Source organism: Aliiglaciecola lipolytica E3 (genome assembly GCF_000314975.1).
Lineage (GTDB): Bacteria > Pseudomonadota > Gammaproteobacteria > Enterobacterales > Alteromonadaceae > Aliiglaciecola > Aliiglaciecola lipolytica.
The window spans coordinates 1-16,356 of sequence record NZ_BAEN01000041.1 but is presented as its reverse complement, the minus strand read 5'-3'; the positions used below and the strand labels follow the sequence as shown (position 1 = coordinate 16,356).

Below are 16,356 nucleotides of genomic sequence, written 5' to 3'. Positions count from 1 at the left end.
TCAAGACTAACGCATTCTTAAGCTACTAATTTTTGCTTTCAACCTTTGCGTGCACGGCTTCAAACACCAAACGAGCCGCTAACTTAGCGGTTCGTGAATCAACGTCAAATAGCGGATTCATTTCAGCAATATCCATTAGTCGCCAAGCATAGCCTAAACTAGATTGCTGCTGACTCAACCAGCGAATAATAGAGACAACAAAAGGCAAAGAAATCCCCAGCGAACTAGGCGCGCTTACCCCCGGTGCTATCGCACTAGAAAATGCATCCAAACAAATAGTGACGTACAATTCATCCACTTCTTGCAACATCGGTGTTAATAATGATTTGGCGGCTTCTATGTTGCAGTCTTCATCCAGCAAATACCCTACCCTCAATGCATCAGCTCTTTCAAACAAAGCCGGTGTATTGGCAGGTTTTGCCACTCCTAAACAGGTATAGTGAAATGATTCAGAGTTCTGTTTGCAATATTCTGCGATTTGATAAAAAGGTGTACCTGAACTCGGTTGTGGATTAGGTAAGCGAAGATCAAAATGGGCATCAAAATTAATAATGCCAATTTTTGGTTTCGGTTTGCTTTGCGTATTTTTATGCAGTCCTAAGAAACTCGGTAACGCAATTTCGTGGCCTCCACCTAACCCGATAACAAACTGACTGGAAAGCAATGCAGCATAAACTTGTTGTGCGTAGGCTTGTTGAGCGGCTTCTAAGGTTTTTGTTGCCTCTACATTACCCAAGTCTTTTATTGTGATCTGCTGTAAATGCCATGCAAGACTACAAAGGCTTGCTCTAATCGAATTTGGACCATTCTTGGCGCCCACTCTACCTTTATTTGCAGCGACGCCTAAGTCGCAATTAAATCCCAAAATAGATAAATCAGTTTTATCCGTAGTCTGTTGCACAAGTTGATGCCAGCGATGGCCCTTAACACCGTCTTCACTGTCAATCCGCCCATGCCAATTAAAAAACGTATTTTTACTAAACAAGCTTACCTCCAAACCACTTTTTGACCGGTTTGTGTTGATTAACGGCATATATCAGTTGTGCTGGATGGGCAATGTTCCACAAACACAAGTCAGCTCTCATTCCGGTTTGGATTTGACCTCGATCATTTAGGCCCAAAGCGGAAGCCGCATTTATCGTAATTCCTTTTAACGCCTCTTCTGGCGTCAAATCAAACAATACACACGCCATGTTTGCGCAGGTGAGGATCGAAGCAATCGGTGAACTCCCCGGATTTAAATCAGTGGCCACTGCCATAGGTATGCTATTCTGTCGCAGAGCATTAACGGGAGGCTTCTGTGTTTCTTTTAAAAAATAAAACGCGCCTGGTAAAAGTACTGCAACCGTATTTGATTGTTTCAGTGCGAAAGCATCCTCTGGCTCGAGGTATTCAATGTGATCGACTGATATCGCGTTATAGGAAGCAGCCAATTTTGCGCCTTTTAAGTCGCTTAATTGCTCTACATGTGCTTTGATATTTAAACCAAATTGCTTAGCGGATTTAAACACACGTTCACATTGAGCTGTGTTAAAACCAATGGTTTCGCAAAATACGTCCACACTATCAGCTAATTTTAATTCATATATTTTAGGCAAGACGGTATCACACACAAAGTCAATATAACCGTCCGCATCATCTTTATATTCTAGCGGTAATGCATGTGCACCTAAATAGGTGGTACTTACGTTTACTGGTAAATCCTTTGCAATCTGTTTCGCTACCTCAAGCATTTTGATTTCATTTTGCAGGTCCAAGCCATACCCAGATTTAATTTCTAAGGTCATCACTCCTTCATCTAACAATGCTTGGGCTCTAGAGCTCGCAGACGCTAATAACGATTCAAAACTAGCTTCACGGGTTGCTTTTACAGTGCTTTTAATTCCACCACCTTGTTGCGCTATCGTTTGGTAGGACACACCATTGAGACGCATTTCAAATTCATTAGCTCTATCACCTCCGTATACGATATGCGTATGGCAATCTACAAATCCAGGTAAAAGCCATTGTCCCTCTCCATCCACATAGGTATCGACTTCACCATCAAAATCGTGTTGATTACCAATAAACTCAATGTTGCCGTTTTTAATTGCTACACAGGCGTCTTTAATCTCTCCATACGCTTCAGAGTTGGCAGCCATGCTGGCTATTTGCACGTTATGTATTAGAAAATCAAATTGGCTTTGCATTCGTTCTCATCATGTCGATCAATTTAGAAATAGTGTACTTGCACACACTTGTATATACAAGTAACATGCGTACAAATTTACAATTTGTTAACCCAATAATTCATGACGACACATTTTGATAGAATAAAAACGGATCTTCTAACCAAGATTGATCAGGGAAATATGCGACCAGGAGATAAAGTTCCTTCTGAAAATCAACTCGCAGAACAATTTAGCGTCAGTAGAATGACAGCGCGCCGAGCCTTGACAGATTTAGTCAATGAGGGAATTTTATTACGCTCACAAGGATTAGGGACCTTTGTGTCTGATCATCGACCTATGAGCTCAATGTTAGAAATTACCAGTATAGACGATGAAATAATGAAACGCGGACATCAATATTCCAACCGCGTATTGACTCAAAAACAACTGTTAGCAAGTGCTCCACAAGCCAGAATGCTTGGCGTTGAAGTTAATGAACTCATTTACAGTACTAAAATAGTTCATCTAGAAAACAATGTACCTATTCAATTAGAAAACCGCTTAGTTAATCCCAGTTACGCCCCGCAATATATTGACCAAGACTTTTCTTCAATTACCGCTAATCGATATTTAAATAAAGTTGCCCCCCTGACTGAAGCTGATCATGTAGTAGAAGCGATTGTACCTACTCAAGAAATTTCAGACGCATTAGAAGTCACGTTACAACAACCTTGTTTACTCGTTTCAAGACGAACATTTTCAGCGAAAGGTATCGTGAGTTTTGCAAACCTTTATCACCCAGGAAATCGCTACCGCTTAGGTGGTCATTTAGATTTCCATTCATCAAATTAGGAGAAATAACAACATGAACCAACGTTACTCAGAACGTGTTGTAAAAGCACCGACCGGTACAACGTTAACCGCAAAAAGCTGGTTAACTGAAGCTCCATTAAGGATGTTAATGAATAACCTAGATCCTGAGGTTGCTGAACATCCTCACGAATTGGTGGTATATGGAGGAATTGGTCGCGCAGCAAGAGACTGGGACTGTTTTGATAAGATTGTTGAGGTTTTAAAACGGCTCAATGATGACGAAACGCTGTTGGTACAAAGTGGTAAACCTGTTGGCGTATTTCCTACCCATAAGAATGCCCCAAGAGTTCTAATCGCAAACTCAAACTTAGTACCACATTGGGCGACATGGGAGCATTTCAACCAATTAGATAAACAAGGTTTGATGATGTACGGCCAGATGACTGCCGGATCATGGATCTACATTGGCTCTCAAGGCATTGTGCAAGGAACATACGAAACCTTTGTGAGTGTCGCTAAAACACATTTTAACGGTACTGCAGACGGTAAATGGATATTAACAGGCGGACTTGGTGGCATGGGTGGTGCGCAACCATTGGCGGCGACTATGGCAGGGTTTTCAATGCTGGCTGTTGAAGTAGATGAAAGTCGCATTAACTTTAGACTTAAAACCGGTTACTTAGATAAAAAAGCCAACAGCCTAAGCCATGCATTTGAGCTATTAGAACAAGCGAAAGAACAAGGCAAAGCAATCTCTATTGGTTTATTGGGAAATGCAGCAGATGTATTTAGTCAAATAGCAGCATCTGACATGCTGCCAGATGTAGTAACTGATCAAACTAGCGCCCATGATCCACTTAACGGCTACTTACCGCAAAACTGGACACTTGAACAAGCTGCAAAATTGCGCACGCAAGATGAATCTAAAGTAGTGTTGGCTGCCAAAAAATCTATGGCTGTGCAGGTAGAAGCAATGCTTACGCTTCAAGCAAAAGGCGCAGCAACACTTGATTATGGCAATAATATTCGCCAGATGGCATTTGAAACCGGTGTTAAAAACGCATTTGATTTTCCCGGTTTTGTTCCCGCTTACATACGTCCATTATTTTGTCAGGGTATTGGGCCATTTCGATGGGTAGCGCTGTCGGGAGATCCAGAAGACATCTATAAAACCGATGCTAAAGTAAAAGAATTAATCAGTGATGATCCGCACTTACACAATTGGCTAGATATGGCGAAAGAACGTATCCAGTTCCAAGGACTACCTGCAAGGATCTGTTGGGTAGGCTTAGGACAAAGACAAAAGCTTGGACTCGCCTTTAATGAAATGGTGAGAAATGGCGAATTGTCTGCGCCTATTGTTATTGGCCGCGATCACCTGGATTCCGGTTCGGTTGCATCCCCTAACCGTGAAACCGAAAGCATGTTGGACGGATCTGATGCCGTTTCTGATTGGCCACTTCTCAACGCATTACTCAATACCGCTGGTGGTGCAACATGGGTGAGCTTACATCACGGTGGTGGTGTGGGTATGGGCTTCAGTCAACATTCAGGTGTTGTGATTGTGTGTGACGGCTCTGAAGATGCGGATGAACGTATCAGTCGCGTATTGCACAACGATCCTGCTACAGGAGTCATGCGTCATGCAGACGCTGGTTATGACATTGCCAAAGAGTGTGCACAAGAGAAAGGATTAGATTTACCCATGTTAGAAGGGAATAAAAATGCATAAAATCACCTTAATCCCTGGACAGGTTACCTTACAACAACTTGAACTTATTCATCGTCAACATGTACCTATCGAGTTAGACGAATCTGCTGTGGACAATATTCATGCTGCAGAACAAAGCGTTTTAGATGTTATTGCGCAAGGAAAAACTGTTTACGGCATTAATACCGGTTTTGGATTATTAGCCAATACTAAAATTCCGAAAGAAGAGTTGGATGTATTACAACGCAGCATTGTACTGTCTCACGCTGCTGGAATTGGCAACTTTATGCCTGAGAACACCGTGCGACTAATGATGTTTCTAAAAATCAATTCGCTTGCTAGGGGTTACTCAGGTATTCGTTTAAAGGTGATCAATGCGCTCATTCGTCTTTACAATGCGCAAGTTTATCCCGCGATCCCTGAAAAAGGATCTGTTGGTGCATCAGGAGATCTTGCACCACTAGCACATATGAGTGCAGTCTTATTAGGCGAAGGTGAAGCTTTTTATCAAGGTGAAAAAGTCACTGCAAAAGACGCTTTAGTGATAGCCGAAATGGATAAAATATCTTTAGCACCAAAAGAAGGCCTTGCACTTTTAAATGGTACCCAAGCATCTACGGCCTTTGCTTTACAAGGTTTATTCTATGCGCAAAATGCATTAAATTGCGCAATAGCAATAGGTAGTTTATCGGTAGAGGCCGCGCTGGGATCTAGAGTACCATTTGATGAACGTATTCATGCAGTACGTGGGCATCAAAGTCAAAGCGATGTTGCCGAAGCCTATCGCGAACTATTGGCGACATCCGAAATCGGAAGTTCTCATGAAGGTTGTCATAAAGTGCAAGACCCCTACTCTTTACGTTGCCAACCGCAAGTCATGGGTGCTTGTTTAACGCAAATACGATTTGCAGCACAAACGCTTATAGTTGAAGCCAATGGCGTTTCAGACAATCCTTTAGTGTTTGCCGATAGCGGTGACATTTTATCAGGTGGTAATTTTCATGCAGAAACTGTAGCGATGACCGCAGATATGTTGGCTATTGCTCTATGTGAAATAGGATCTTTATCCGAACGCAGAATGGCACTTCTGATCGATAGTAATCTAAGTGGTCTCCCGCCCTTCTTAGTAGAAAACGGCGGTGTTAATTCTGGTTTTATGATCGCGCAAGTCACTTGTGCTGCATTGGCAAGTGAAAACAAAACATACGCACATCCCGCTTCTATAGATTCTTTGCCCACCTCAGCAAACCAAGAAGATCATGTTTCAATGGCAACTTTTGCAGCTCGCCGTCTACGAGACATTTTTGATAATGTGGCTGGAATATTAGCCATTGAATGGTTGTCTGCATGCCAGGGAATAGATTTTAGAGCCCCACTAAATACCAGCGAAAAGTTATCGGAGTTAAAGCAACTGTTACGTGACCACGTACCGTTTTACGATAAAGACAGGTATTTTTCGCCAGATATTGAGAATGCTAAAAAATTAATTATAAACAACGCGTTATCAGATTTAACTAAATTGAATTTAGTTGATTAAATGAATAACTAGCAAACAAAAAAAGACCAGAATAACTTCTGGTCTTTTTATATTTTTACTCTATGAGATTTTGTAAACTACATGCGTTTTAGAGCGCAGATCTTATTCCCTGATGGATCACGTAAATAAGCTAAGTAAAGTTTTCCTGATGGCGTTTCACGTACTCCTGGCGGATCTTCACAATCAGTACCGCCATTAGCTAAACCTGCCGCATGCCAAGCATTCCCCTGTTCGGGATCGGTTACAGTAAATCCAATTGTACTGCCATTACCGTGACAAGCAGGCTCACCATTGATCGGTTTTGTAATTGCAAACACACCATTATCCGTGTAATAAAAACACCGACCTTTTGGATCAATTACACCCGGCTTGTAACCCAATTCTGCAAACGTTGCATCATAAAACGCTTTTGACTTTTCAATGTCATTTGCACCTAACATTATGTGACTAAACATATATCTACTCCAACGCTCAATAAATTAAACAATCAGGTTATCGCAATTTTTGGTTTATTCGCAATACTTTCTGTTTCAATCTCACTCGTTTTCGACTCCGCTTTTTCAATCGAAGATTCTCGTAAGGTTAATAACAATTGTATAGCTGATACAATAAATGCCGTTGTTTCCTGAGGGGAAATTGTATAAAAGTACTCCCAAGCCTGACTTTTATATTCGTTATAATTGTCAGCACGATCAGGATGTAAATCGAGGTATGCCAAATTCACAGCATGTCCAATTACAACATCAACAACAATTGGCTCATCAATTTTTAAGCTCGCATTTTGCTCACAGAAACTCGCCATGGCTTCCAATGCCTCTATGGTTAATTGACGATATTCAGCGGCCTGAATATTATTTAGCATATGCTCAGTCATTAACGCGAAAGCTGTTTCACCGGGAGTCATATCACTTAACACTACCCCGCTATCAATGCGGTTACGGCGATCCATTTTATTACCAATAACCAATCCTTGTGTGTGATGCAAAATGCGCCAAATCTGCTGATTAAAGGCATCAGAACGACGATCAATAATGCCTTGATGCTGACGCCATGCTAACCACCCATCATTAGGCGTCGTTAACGTTTCTAATCCTAAATTTTGTTCCCAATTTAACTTTCCTGAATATCCTTTAGCATGTAATTTTTCGAGTTTTTGTGGTAAATCAGATAACGATTGGTAATCTTCTAGCACGGCTTCCAAACGCTCTTGAATCACTGAAGGTGCCATCGCCATCAAATATTCATACGCCTCATCAGAAGCGAGATTTTGAGTTCGAGCAATTTGACTGGTTAATAAAATGATTAAATGACTCACGCGAATTGTTAGTAATTCTCTAAACAGTTCGGGTCTGGCTTTAATTAATAATCCAAGGCATAACAATACTTCTTGCGTCAAAATTTGTTCACGAACATCGTCGCGACCATAATTGTGGATTTTAGCTAACAATTCTTCGTCAGGTATAGGTCTAGAAATTAGCGATTCATCAGTATAGGCGCGACCGACTTGAATAATTTTTTGAGCGACAAGCATGGCACTAACAACAAGGCCAAGGTCACTGTCTACCTTTTTAAGTAGGCCTGAAGCATGGCGTAAAACCGACCATAATTGTAATCGGCCTGCTTCACTATAAACTTCTTCAATAGCATCCGTTAATCGATAACAGCTATCACTAAAAGTAATGGTTGAATCCAACCCTTGCTCTTTGACTAGTACTGAAAGTAGCGCCACTTGTTCAAAGAGGTTGTCTGACGACGCTAATCTGCTGGTCAACTCGTCGCAATCAGTCAGAAGTGAAATCTCCATTTCCTGGGTCTGATTCAATTCTATGTTTGTGCCACTGGAAATTAACGTTCCTCGCAAAGGAGTCACTTTAGAGACTATTTTTTCTGGTAACGCATAACCATTTAAATCATCAAAGCGTTCAATTGCAGCTGTGGGCGTTAGTTGTGACATGGTTCCGGGTTTTACCGGGATACCATCAACAGAACCTGAATCAATCTGTTTAATTAATTCAAAAAATGAGGTTCTATCGGCATCTAACAATTGCTTGGTAAGCATGACGGTGACCGTCGGTCGGCCAGTTTCTGTCCAATTTCTGTGTAAATAACTTAACTCGCTTTTAAAGCGGCGAACTAGAAAGTCGATGTCATAGCTTAAAAAGAACGACTGTTGAATAAAAGAAGGGGTTAAACACACAAAACGTGACTTACCCAGCACATAAACCCGGCTGGTGGTTAAGCTTTTAGGCACTCTAAAGGAGCGCCCGGTAAGTCCTAGTCCTTCGCACGCGCCAACTTGCGAATACATAGTGGCAATATCTTCTGGTAGACATACTTTAACAGGCGCAATTTCCTTCGTTGTTTCTGTCATTAACCCGCTAGCAGCTAATTCGGCTTGAAGTTCTTCATCTTCGGCCAAGAATACAATTTGCACTACAGGCTGTTTTAACGCTTTGACATGGCGTCTTCCCAATGGGTCTAAATCCCCAGGACGTAACAAACCATCTTCCAACATCGCACCTAACAAGAATAGACTTTGTGCCCATACAAGTGGAATATTTTCGTTCGGTAAACGATCTTGTGAGTGTGGATTTTCACGCTCAGTTTCAATGGATTCAAGAGGCACGTAATATAACTCGGGAAGCAATAAATGACCGTCTTGTTCAACCATGACACTATCTAAACGTTGACGGTAATGATTAATTTGCTCTCGATCGTCACGGAAAATCGCATCCAAATATAAATAAGCAAAAAATAATGGCCACTCTGATTCAATATTTTCAAACTGTTTCAGCTCTTGCTCTTCGTAATGAAGTCGCCCTTCATCTTCTAGTACAGTTTGATGCCCATCTCGTAGGAAACGCTTTAAACCATAGCGGCCTTCCAACTTACTGATAATGTCATTGCGAACCTTATTAGACAATGTGTGGTCTGGTACCGCAAAAGCGGGAAATCCAACCACACTTAATAAAGCAGCATCAATTTCTTTGGTTATCGACTCTCTAGGTAACATTGCACTTAAGGTAATATTAGCTTGCGCAATATTGTCAGGCACAACATGAATTACAGAACTTTGTGAACCTTTAGCGCCATATAGGTTAAAACCAGATAATGCTTCAAGAGCGGCTTTGGCCATGCCTAGAGAACTGGCATTTAATTCAACGTGCCCACTGTTTGATTTAGCCCCTCTTTCCCAAATTCCGAAGTCAGGTGTGCGATAAGCTCGCTCAATATAAAACACAAGGTTTTGAATAAAGCTAACTTCTTCGTCACTCCAAATTAGATCGAGTCCGGAAGAGATCATTTGCGTTAACGTTAATAAAAACACTGAAGTTGCGTCTATTTGTAAATGACCCCACTCATGATCTGCGACCACGTTATCACCTGTCGCGGTATCGTACTTAGCATGTAATGAATCCATCGGACTGCGGCTTTTCTTAAACGCCTCGACTTTAGCCGATTGACTCATCATAGATCGCAAAAGACCGCGCATTAGTTTGACAGTACGTTGTTGCAGTTCAAACCCACGCCCACCGTCATCATCAAGTTGACGGTATGCTAATGCTAATCCCCACACAGCCAAAATACTGTATACATTGTCACGTACCCATGCATCTTGGTAATTACCATGGTTGGTAATTGCTGTACTGGCCGGCAACAAGCCTGAAATGGGATGTTGTTTATCGACTATTACTGCCTTAATTTGCTGATAATATTTATCAAGGCTACTTCTTAATTCAATATCTTGCATGATCAGTCCTACCTACACTGAAAAATGATGCTGACTATGCGCATCGGGAAAAAAGTAAATCAAAATATATGGTTAGTATTTTGAATAAATAAGTATTTCTAATAAGTTACTACGCTGACCCAATAAATTTATCTGCATGGCTATCAATTATACAGAAATCCCTTGAATTACTAATAAATTCAGCAAAGTTTACGCCAATTATATTTATACCACCTGACTCCATCGTTTATTAACTAAAAAAATCGATATTTATCAGGCTCACAACACCTCTTTTTGAGCAGAAATATTATGTCACACTAAAACAGCATCTAAAACGATTAAGTTAAAGATCTACATCAACCCTGTTACTTTGATATCGAGCACTGGACGCACAACATGTGTGCAATATTGCAAGGGGGTGAGTTTTACAGCGTTTGATTTGATTGAGAAAAACCTTGAAGAGAACACATTCTATCAAGGTTTTATGCTTTACTTTGAAGCGTTATGACATCTAAAGTATCAATTGTTTATCAACTCGCACAGCAGTATTACGCGGGATTATCGGCTTTCCTCTTGCGGTTAAATGAACGCGAGTAAAAGCAGCACCAAACAATAGAATAAGCGACGAGTAATATACCCAAAGCAAAATGATGACCACAGAGCCTGCGGCTCCATACGCCGATGCAGTTGCGGTATAGGCCAGATAAGCTGCAATGCCGTAGCGTCCAAGAGAGAATAACACTGCCGTTACCAATGCACCGGCCATTACATCTTTCCAACTCAGTTTTACATCAGGAAGCACTTTAAAAATAGTTGCAAACAACAGTGCAATCATAGCAAGAGACACAATAAACTCTGCGCTTCCCATCAACAGTTCAACAAACGGTAGAAACTCTGCTGTATAATTTAGCACCGCCCGCAATGCGACTCCAAAGAGCAAAGAAACGAGCAACACAAAGCCAATAGACAATACAACCATTAACGAAAACAATCTTTTTTTAGCCAGCAAAAATAAACCGTTTCGATCAGGACTTGCAGTAACGCCCCAAATGGAGTTTAAAGAATACTGCATTTGACCAAATACCGTAGTGGCACCTAGCAACAATGCACCGACACCTAATAACGTTGGAAGTATCCCCGATGCTTCAATCCTAGATTGACTCACCGTACGTTCAACGGCCGCTGCAGCCTCCTTCCCCATTACGTCAGCAAATTGAGAAACGATTTCCCCCTGAGCGGCTTCCTCACCCAACACTAAGCCTATGACAGTCACGGCGATAATGACAATGGGAGCTAATGAAAACAGTGTATAAAAGGCTAACGCACCCGCATAGCTAAAAGCGTTTTCCTCCAACCACAATTTGCCTGTATCACGTACAATATTTTTCCAATAGTGCACCAAATCCATCAACATTATTCTCCGATACAAGGGTAAAACAGGTAAATTGTGCACCTGTCATTTTTGACTTTGAACGATTAAAACAGAGTAAAACACATCCCAAATCTAATCAACTTACATTGATTTAAGGCATTGGCAAAATTAGCAGGTTATTAATAGAAAGTACCATTAGGAAAACATGACTTCCACAACAAGCTGTAGCATGATCTTTAGACCATGGATTTCAAATTAGTATCACGGGGCTAAAGCCACCGCCTACAAAGATGTTTTGAAATCTAACCTAATTTGTAACATGGTCTTTAGACCATGGATTTCAAATTAATATCACGGGGCTAAAGCCACCACCTACAAAGACGTTTTGAAATCTAACCTAATTTGTAGCATGGTCTTTAGGCCATGGATTAAAGATAGTTTTGAAAATTACAGAATAAGAGTGATGACCCATTGTGGGTGGAATGGTGTTATCAATCGAGTAAGGTGAATGCTGATCCCCCGTTTACAGGGCAGAGCCCCCATTGTGGGTGGAATGGTGTTATCAATCGAGTAAGGTGAATGCTGATCCCCCGTTTACAGGGTAGAGCCGAGCCCGTAAGACTAAGAAATGGTGCCCGGGGCCGGACTTGAACCGGCACGTCCTTTCGAACGAGGGATTTTAAATTATTTACAAGTTTTTTGGATACAGTTTGACCAAGTATTACATACCTATAAAAATCAGTTAGTTAATTGGTTTATGCTAATGAATGACTTGGATATGACTTGCTATAGCAGGTCAGTTTTTGACACAATACGTCTACTATATGTCTACAATCTAAGCTAAAGGAATCAATTAGCATTATCTATTGTTTCCCCCCTTTTTAATTATGTAGATGCCTTATTAAGTCAAAAGGAACTGTATATGCGCTTATCAAAATCAACAATTGATAAGATTAGTCCACCTCAGCTAAAAAATGGCAAGCCAACTCAAGCTTTTTACCGCGATACTATCCTAGCAGGCTTTGGTTTGCGAGTTAGCAGTGGAGGTAAAAAGTCGTTCATCATAGAAAAACGAATCAAAGGTAAAGTGAAACGGATTACCATTGGTGCTTATGGTGCCATCACACCAGAACAAGCGAGGGCTAAAGCAACTGAATTAATTGGAAGTATCACACTTGGAAATGATCCTATTGCAGATAAAAAAGCTAAGGAGTCTAAAAGTGTCACCTTACAAGGTGCACTTGATAGCTATCTAATTTCACGGAAAAGCCTAAAACCCGCAACTATAGACAATTATAAAGTGTGTATTGATCGATACCTAGCCGACTGGAAGCATAAACAGTTAATCGATATAAGCAAAGACATGGTTGAAACAAGACATAGGGAAATAGGACAGAAAACAGAATCTAAAGCTAACAATACTATGCGTGTGCTAAGGGCATTGTATAACCACGCTATGGAAAAGTTTGAAGATGCTAATGGTGATCCGGTAATTTTAATTAACCCTGTTTCACGTTTGAGCCGAAATAGAGCTTGGTATAAAGACAAGCGCAGAACAGGTCATTTAAAGTCTCACGAACTTAAAACTTGGTTTCAGGCAACAAAGCAATTAAATAGCAGTATAAGTAGAAACTATTTACAATTTGTATTATTTACTGGGCTAAGAAAAAATGAAGCATTATCTTTAAGATGGTCTGATATTGATTTCAAATCTCAAACGCTAACGGTAACAGATACAAAAAATAGTGACCCACATACCCTCCCTTTAACTAACTTTTTATTAGCACTACTTAACGAATTAAAAACGTCAAGCAATTCTGAATGGGTATTTCCAGGACCTAATCCTGAATTTCATCTGAAAGAACCACGAACAGCCGTTGATAGAGTGGCTGAAATTAGTAATATAAGCTTTACTCTACATGACTTACGTCGCACTTTTATCACCATTGCGGACGGATTAGATTTACCCGCTTTCGCACTAAAACGACTTGCGAATCATCGAACAACGGATATAACCGCTAGTTACATAATTTCTGATGTAGAACGTCTAAGAATTCCTATGAATCGAATTTCAGATTTTATCGTTAGCCAAATCAATCAAAAGGACGAGACGTAAATGATTCAACACACAGATCATTTAAGCGTATGGGAACTAGCTCATAGATGGCACGAAGTCGATCCAAACCTAACAAACCCAGAATCTTTGCCACTTAATATTCAGGATACAATTAGATTTCTCTGTAAAGCTTGTATCAGATGTGAAATATCTGTGTCTAATGAAACCGGAATTGTACAAAAGAACCCAAATAACGTTGTCGATTTTGAATTGTATTTAGACATGAACCTTGATGAGGATTACGAGTCATTATCAGTTGAAGAGCAAGAAAAGCTAGAGATTAATTATGAAGGATATATACATAGTTATGGTCTTAGACATAGAAAATTAGTTGAAGAATTTGATAAAACTTATCTAACTCGGAAATACGACAGAACGGTCCTAGAAAAAGTACATATTGATCGGCTTATTCTACTTAAATTTTGTTCTATTAATGGAGTTACACCCCCAAATTTTTGGTTTTCCCAAAAGGAACTGGAGCAGTTTCAAGAAGGTGGTATTGATGAAGTAACTAAAGGCTCTAGAACACAGTCAGATATTGATTCATTTTGGAGCTCATTAAACCATAAACAACAAGCTAGAATAATGACTCGAGAAGTAGCCAAAATATTGTGGAAAGACGATCCGATGTTGTCAATTGTAGCGTTGGAAAAACATGCAGATATTCAAAAATATGGTATGTCAGCACCATATGGGGGTAAACATACAATCAGAAATTGGATCAAGGATTTAAAACCATCTAAATCCTAATCTATTCATTTATCAACTAAACCGGTTCAAAGGATGAACAAATAATGAGTGGAATAACTTTAATACCCTTTGGTTTATACACTAAAACTGGCGAATTAATTGATGTCGGTAACGTTAGTCAAGGTTCAAAATGTAATTGTATCTGTCCGTCTTGCAAAACACCTTTGGTCGCGAGACAAGGAGAACATAAAGAATGGCATTTCGCTCATAGTCCACGCAAAGAGCAGAAAAAGACTGAAAAGCCATGTGAATTTTCTTTTGCTGTATCAATTAGATTAATGATAAAACAGCTATCTGAACAAGGATTAGTATTTCTACTGCCAGCTTTTACAGGTAAACACACGGAATTTGACGCACCATCAGGTAGATCTTTTGAAGTGACTTACCCAATAGCTAATGAAACGCAGGTTACTCTACAATATATCGAAGTCGAAACAAAGTATGAAAATTCTGTAGTTGATATTTTAGCAAAAATTGGTTCTTTTGAACTTGTCATTTACATTACGTATAAAGATCGTGTTGTTCCCGACTCTTTGTATAGGCCTACGAATTCAAACTGTGGTGTCGTCGAGCTTGATGCGCGTTTCCTTGCTAAAGAATTTCAAGAAGTACCAACTGGTCAATACACCAAAGCATTACAAAGTTATCTATCAGAAAATTATCTTGGTAAAAAGTGGATTTATCACCCTCGAAAACAAAAAACTTTGAATCAACTAAAAAAACATATCAAAGACAATAAAAATGCTTATTACGATAAATATTTACCGACAAGAGACCCCTTTCCACTAATAAAAAGTAGACTTAATGAATCCTCAGGATTTCCACCTTCAACCAGACACAGTTGCGTAATGTGCGGCTCGTTTTGGACTGGCCCATCAGCTTATTGTGAAGATTGTGAAACCCACCTCTATACAAATTCAAATCAATGAAATGTTTAGGTACTGGTTTTCTTTTTAGTATTAACTCTTAACTGATTGGCTTCAAGGCCTATCTTACCTATAAAATTCAGAGAATTTAATGAGTTAAGAAAATTTAGATTAAGTTCGTTATTGGGAATTAAAGGCCTTTTACCATAATCCGCAATTTGGGAGTAAGGTTCGTTAAAATGACTTATAGAATTCATTACATTTTTCTCTGACCACCGACAGGCTACTTCTGTTAGAATTTTAATAGTTAAGTCATCTCTACCTTTTGAAAGCAATATTTTTATATAGTCCTCCCCTAATTCTTCATCGTCAGTATCTAGTATTATTCTTTCCATAATTTCGATATTTTGTGCCGCCTCACTCAATTTAAGATAATAGGGGCCAATTAATTTAATCAATTCAGGGGATTCTAGTAATCGATCTTCATTTAAAATACCAACTATTTTAACTTTAAAATCATCCGAAAAATCACAACTATTTAATAATTCATAGCCTACAGAGTCAGATATAAAATCCCTATACTCTTCCAATTTCTCATAAATTTTATTAGAGGAAGATTTAAACAATTGAACTATTAATTCCAATTCTCCATTAGCGCGTTCAAATGATTCTAAACACGGTGAGATACGTCCAATTTTAATCAAAATCAATTTTTTACTTTTAGATACATCAGGAAAGCCTTTAGAACTTATAGAAAATCCAGCATTTAACCTTTCATAATTCTCGTCATCTATCTCATCCAATGTTTGGATAAATAAGTTGAACTTAAATATGTCTTCTGATTTTTCTTCAATCTCTGAATGTTGAGAACCTTCTACATATTCAACATTTGATAGTTGTTTTAAAAAATCGACTAAAGAATTATTGCTGACGTTATCGGACATATAACAATCAAAAACTATTTTCCATGTTGGTATGACTTTATTATTCGAAAGGATAGTCTCCCAGAGCCCTTGATCAAATAAATGGATATCAGAGCAAATAAAGCTTTGATGTTTAATTACATTTTCTCTAATTTCAATTGATAACGATAAATTATTTACAATTTCTATTATTGAACCTTCAGATTCCTTAGTATTTTCCTTAGCTACAAGCATTACGTTCTGAATATACTTTTCTAAGTTCTGATTTACATACCTGAAAGTTTTTCCACCAATTTTAGCTAGGCAATCAAAAGTTTGTATTTTAAGAGAAGTCTTGTCCATTCCGTTAATGGACAAAATTAGGTGTATGTTATTAATATTAATATTG

12 protein-coding genes are annotated in these 16,356 nt (G+C 39.3%); 6 read left to right on the top strand and 6 right to left on the bottom strand.

Annotation, left to right across the window (positions count from 1 at the left end; all coding sequences use genetic code 11):
- Window positions 1–25: 25 nt before the first annotated feature.
- Complete coding sequence (hutG, locus tag GLIP_RS10190) at window positions 26–985, bottom strand: formimidoylglutamase (protein ID WP_008844538.1); 960 nt, start codon at window positions 983–985, stop codon at window positions 26–28.
- Window positions 978–2,189, bottom strand: a complete 1,212-nt coding sequence (gene hutI, locus GLIP_RS10185; RefSeq protein ID WP_008844537.1) for an imidazolonepropionase — start codon at window positions 2,187–2,189, stop codon at window positions 978–980. Before hutI ends, hutG begins: the two co-directional genes overlap by 8 nt.
- A gap of 102 nt (window positions 2,190–2,291) precedes the next feature.
- Between hutI and hutC the strand changes: the two genes are divergently transcribed.
- The 3 genes from hutC to hutH are packed head-to-tail and all read left to right on the top strand — an operon-like array spanning window position 2,292 to window position 6,211.
- Window positions 2,292–3,002 (top strand): histidine utilization repressor, encoded by a 711-nt coding sequence (hutC, locus tag GLIP_RS10180; protein ID WP_040522630.1) that lies wholly within the window; start codon window positions 2,292–2,294, stop codon window positions 3,000–3,002.
- Between the two features lie 13 nt (window positions 3,003–3,015).
- Window positions 3,016–4,695 (top strand): urocanate hydratase, encoded by a 1,680-nt coding sequence (gene hutU, locus GLIP_RS10175; RefSeq protein ID WP_008844535.1) that lies wholly within the window; start codon window positions 3,016–3,018, stop codon window positions 4,693–4,695.
- Complete coding sequence (gene hutH, locus GLIP_RS10170) at window positions 4,688–6,211, top strand: histidine ammonia-lyase (RefSeq protein ID WP_008844534.1); 1,524 nt, start codon at window positions 4,688–4,690, stop codon at window positions 6,209–6,211. Before hutU ends, hutH begins: the two co-directional genes overlap by 8 nt.
- A gap of 77 nt (window positions 6,212–6,288) precedes the next feature.
- Here hutH and GLIP_RS10165 read toward each other — a convergent pair whose 3' ends face one another.
- The 3 genes from GLIP_RS10165 to GLIP_RS10155 all read right to left on the bottom strand — a co-directional run bounded on the left by GLIP_RS10165 (window position 6,289) and on the right by GLIP_RS10155 (window position 11,355).
- The gene (locus tag GLIP_RS10165; protein ID WP_008844533.1) at window positions 6,289–6,666 is read right to left on the bottom strand and encodes a VOC family protein; all 378 of its coding nucleotides are present in this window, start codon (window positions 6,664–6,666) and stop codon (window positions 6,289–6,291) included.
- Window positions 6,667–6,698: 32 nt separating this feature from the next.
- Entirely contained in the window at window positions 6,699–9,962 is a 3,264-nt protein-coding gene (locus tag GLIP_RS10160; RefSeq protein ID WP_008844532.1) for a glycoside hydrolase family 15 protein, read from the bottom strand.
- Window positions 9,963–10,452: 490 nt separating this feature from the next.
- Entirely contained in the window at window positions 10,453–11,355 is a 903-nt protein-coding gene (locus GLIP_RS10155; RefSeq protein ID WP_008844530.1) for a YihY/virulence factor BrkB family protein, read from the bottom strand.
- An 880-nt stretch (window positions 11,356–12,235) separates the two neighbouring features.
- On the opposite strand from GLIP_RS10155, the gene GLIP_RS10150 reads away from it, so the two are divergent.
- The 3 genes from GLIP_RS10150 to GLIP_RS10140 are packed head-to-tail and all read left to right on the top strand — an operon-like array spanning window position 12,236 to window position 15,108.
- Complete coding sequence (locus tag GLIP_RS10150) at window positions 12,236–13,429, top strand: tyrosine-type recombinase/integrase (protein ID WP_008844529.1); 1,194 nt, start codon at window positions 12,236–12,238, stop codon at window positions 13,427–13,429.
- A complete protein-coding gene (locus GLIP_RS10145) occupies window positions 13,430–14,179 on the top strand; it encodes a hypothetical protein (protein ID WP_008844528.1) in 750 nt (249 codons plus the stop codon). It abuts the gene before it with no gap.
- Window positions 14,180–14,223: 44 nt separating this feature from the next.
- Window positions 14,224–15,108: a competence protein CoiA family protein gene (locus tag GLIP_RS10140; protein WP_008844527.1), complete on the top strand. Its 885-nt coding sequence runs from the start codon at window positions 14,224–14,226 to the stop codon at window positions 15,106–15,108.
- A gap of 5 nt (window positions 15,109–15,113) precedes the next feature.
- Here the strand turns inward: GLIP_RS10140 and GLIP_RS10135 are convergent.
- Window positions 15,114–16,356, bottom strand: a 1,243-nt coding sequence (locus tag GLIP_RS10135; RefSeq protein WP_040522627.1) for a hypothetical protein, incomplete at its 5' end; no start/stop codon positions are given.

Bases quoted from the DNA above. Each gene is read 5' to 3' on its own strand.
- GLIP_RS10150 (WP_008844529.1), top strand. From the start codon at position 12,236: ATGCGCTTATCAAAATCAACAATTGATAAGATTAGTCCACCTCAGCTA.
- hutU (WP_008844535.1), top strand. From the start codon at position 3,016: ATGAACCAACGTTACTCAGAACGTGTTGTAAAAGCACCGACCGGTACA.
- GLIP_RS10160 (WP_008844532.1), bottom strand. From the start codon at position 9,962: ATGCAAGATATTGAATTAAGAAGTAGCCTTGATAAATATTATCAGCAA.
- GLIP_RS10155 (WP_008844530.1), bottom strand. From the start codon at position 11,355: ATGTTGATGGATTTGGTGCACTATTGGAAAAATATTGTACGTGATACA.
- hutC (WP_040522630.1), top strand. From the start codon at position 2,292: ATGACGACACATTTTGATAGAATAAAAACGGATCTTCTAACCAAGATT.
- GLIP_RS10165 (WP_008844533.1), bottom strand. From the start codon at position 6,666: ATGTTTAGTCACATAATGTTAGGTGCAAATGACATTGAAAAGTCAAAA.
- hutI (WP_008844537.1), bottom strand. From the start codon at position 2,189: ATGCAAAGCCAATTTGATTTTCTAATACATAACGTGCAAATAGCCAGC.
- GLIP_RS10140 (WP_008844527.1), top strand. From the start codon at position 14,224: ATGAGTGGAATAACTTTAATACCCTTTGGTTTATACACTAAAACTGGC.
- GLIP_RS10145 (WP_008844528.1), top strand. From the start codon at position 13,430: ATGATTCAACACACAGATCATTTAAGCGTATGGGAACTAGCTCATAGA.
- hutH (WP_008844534.1), top strand. From the start codon at position 4,688: ATGCATAAAATCACCTTAATCCCTGGACAGGTTACCTTACAACAACTT.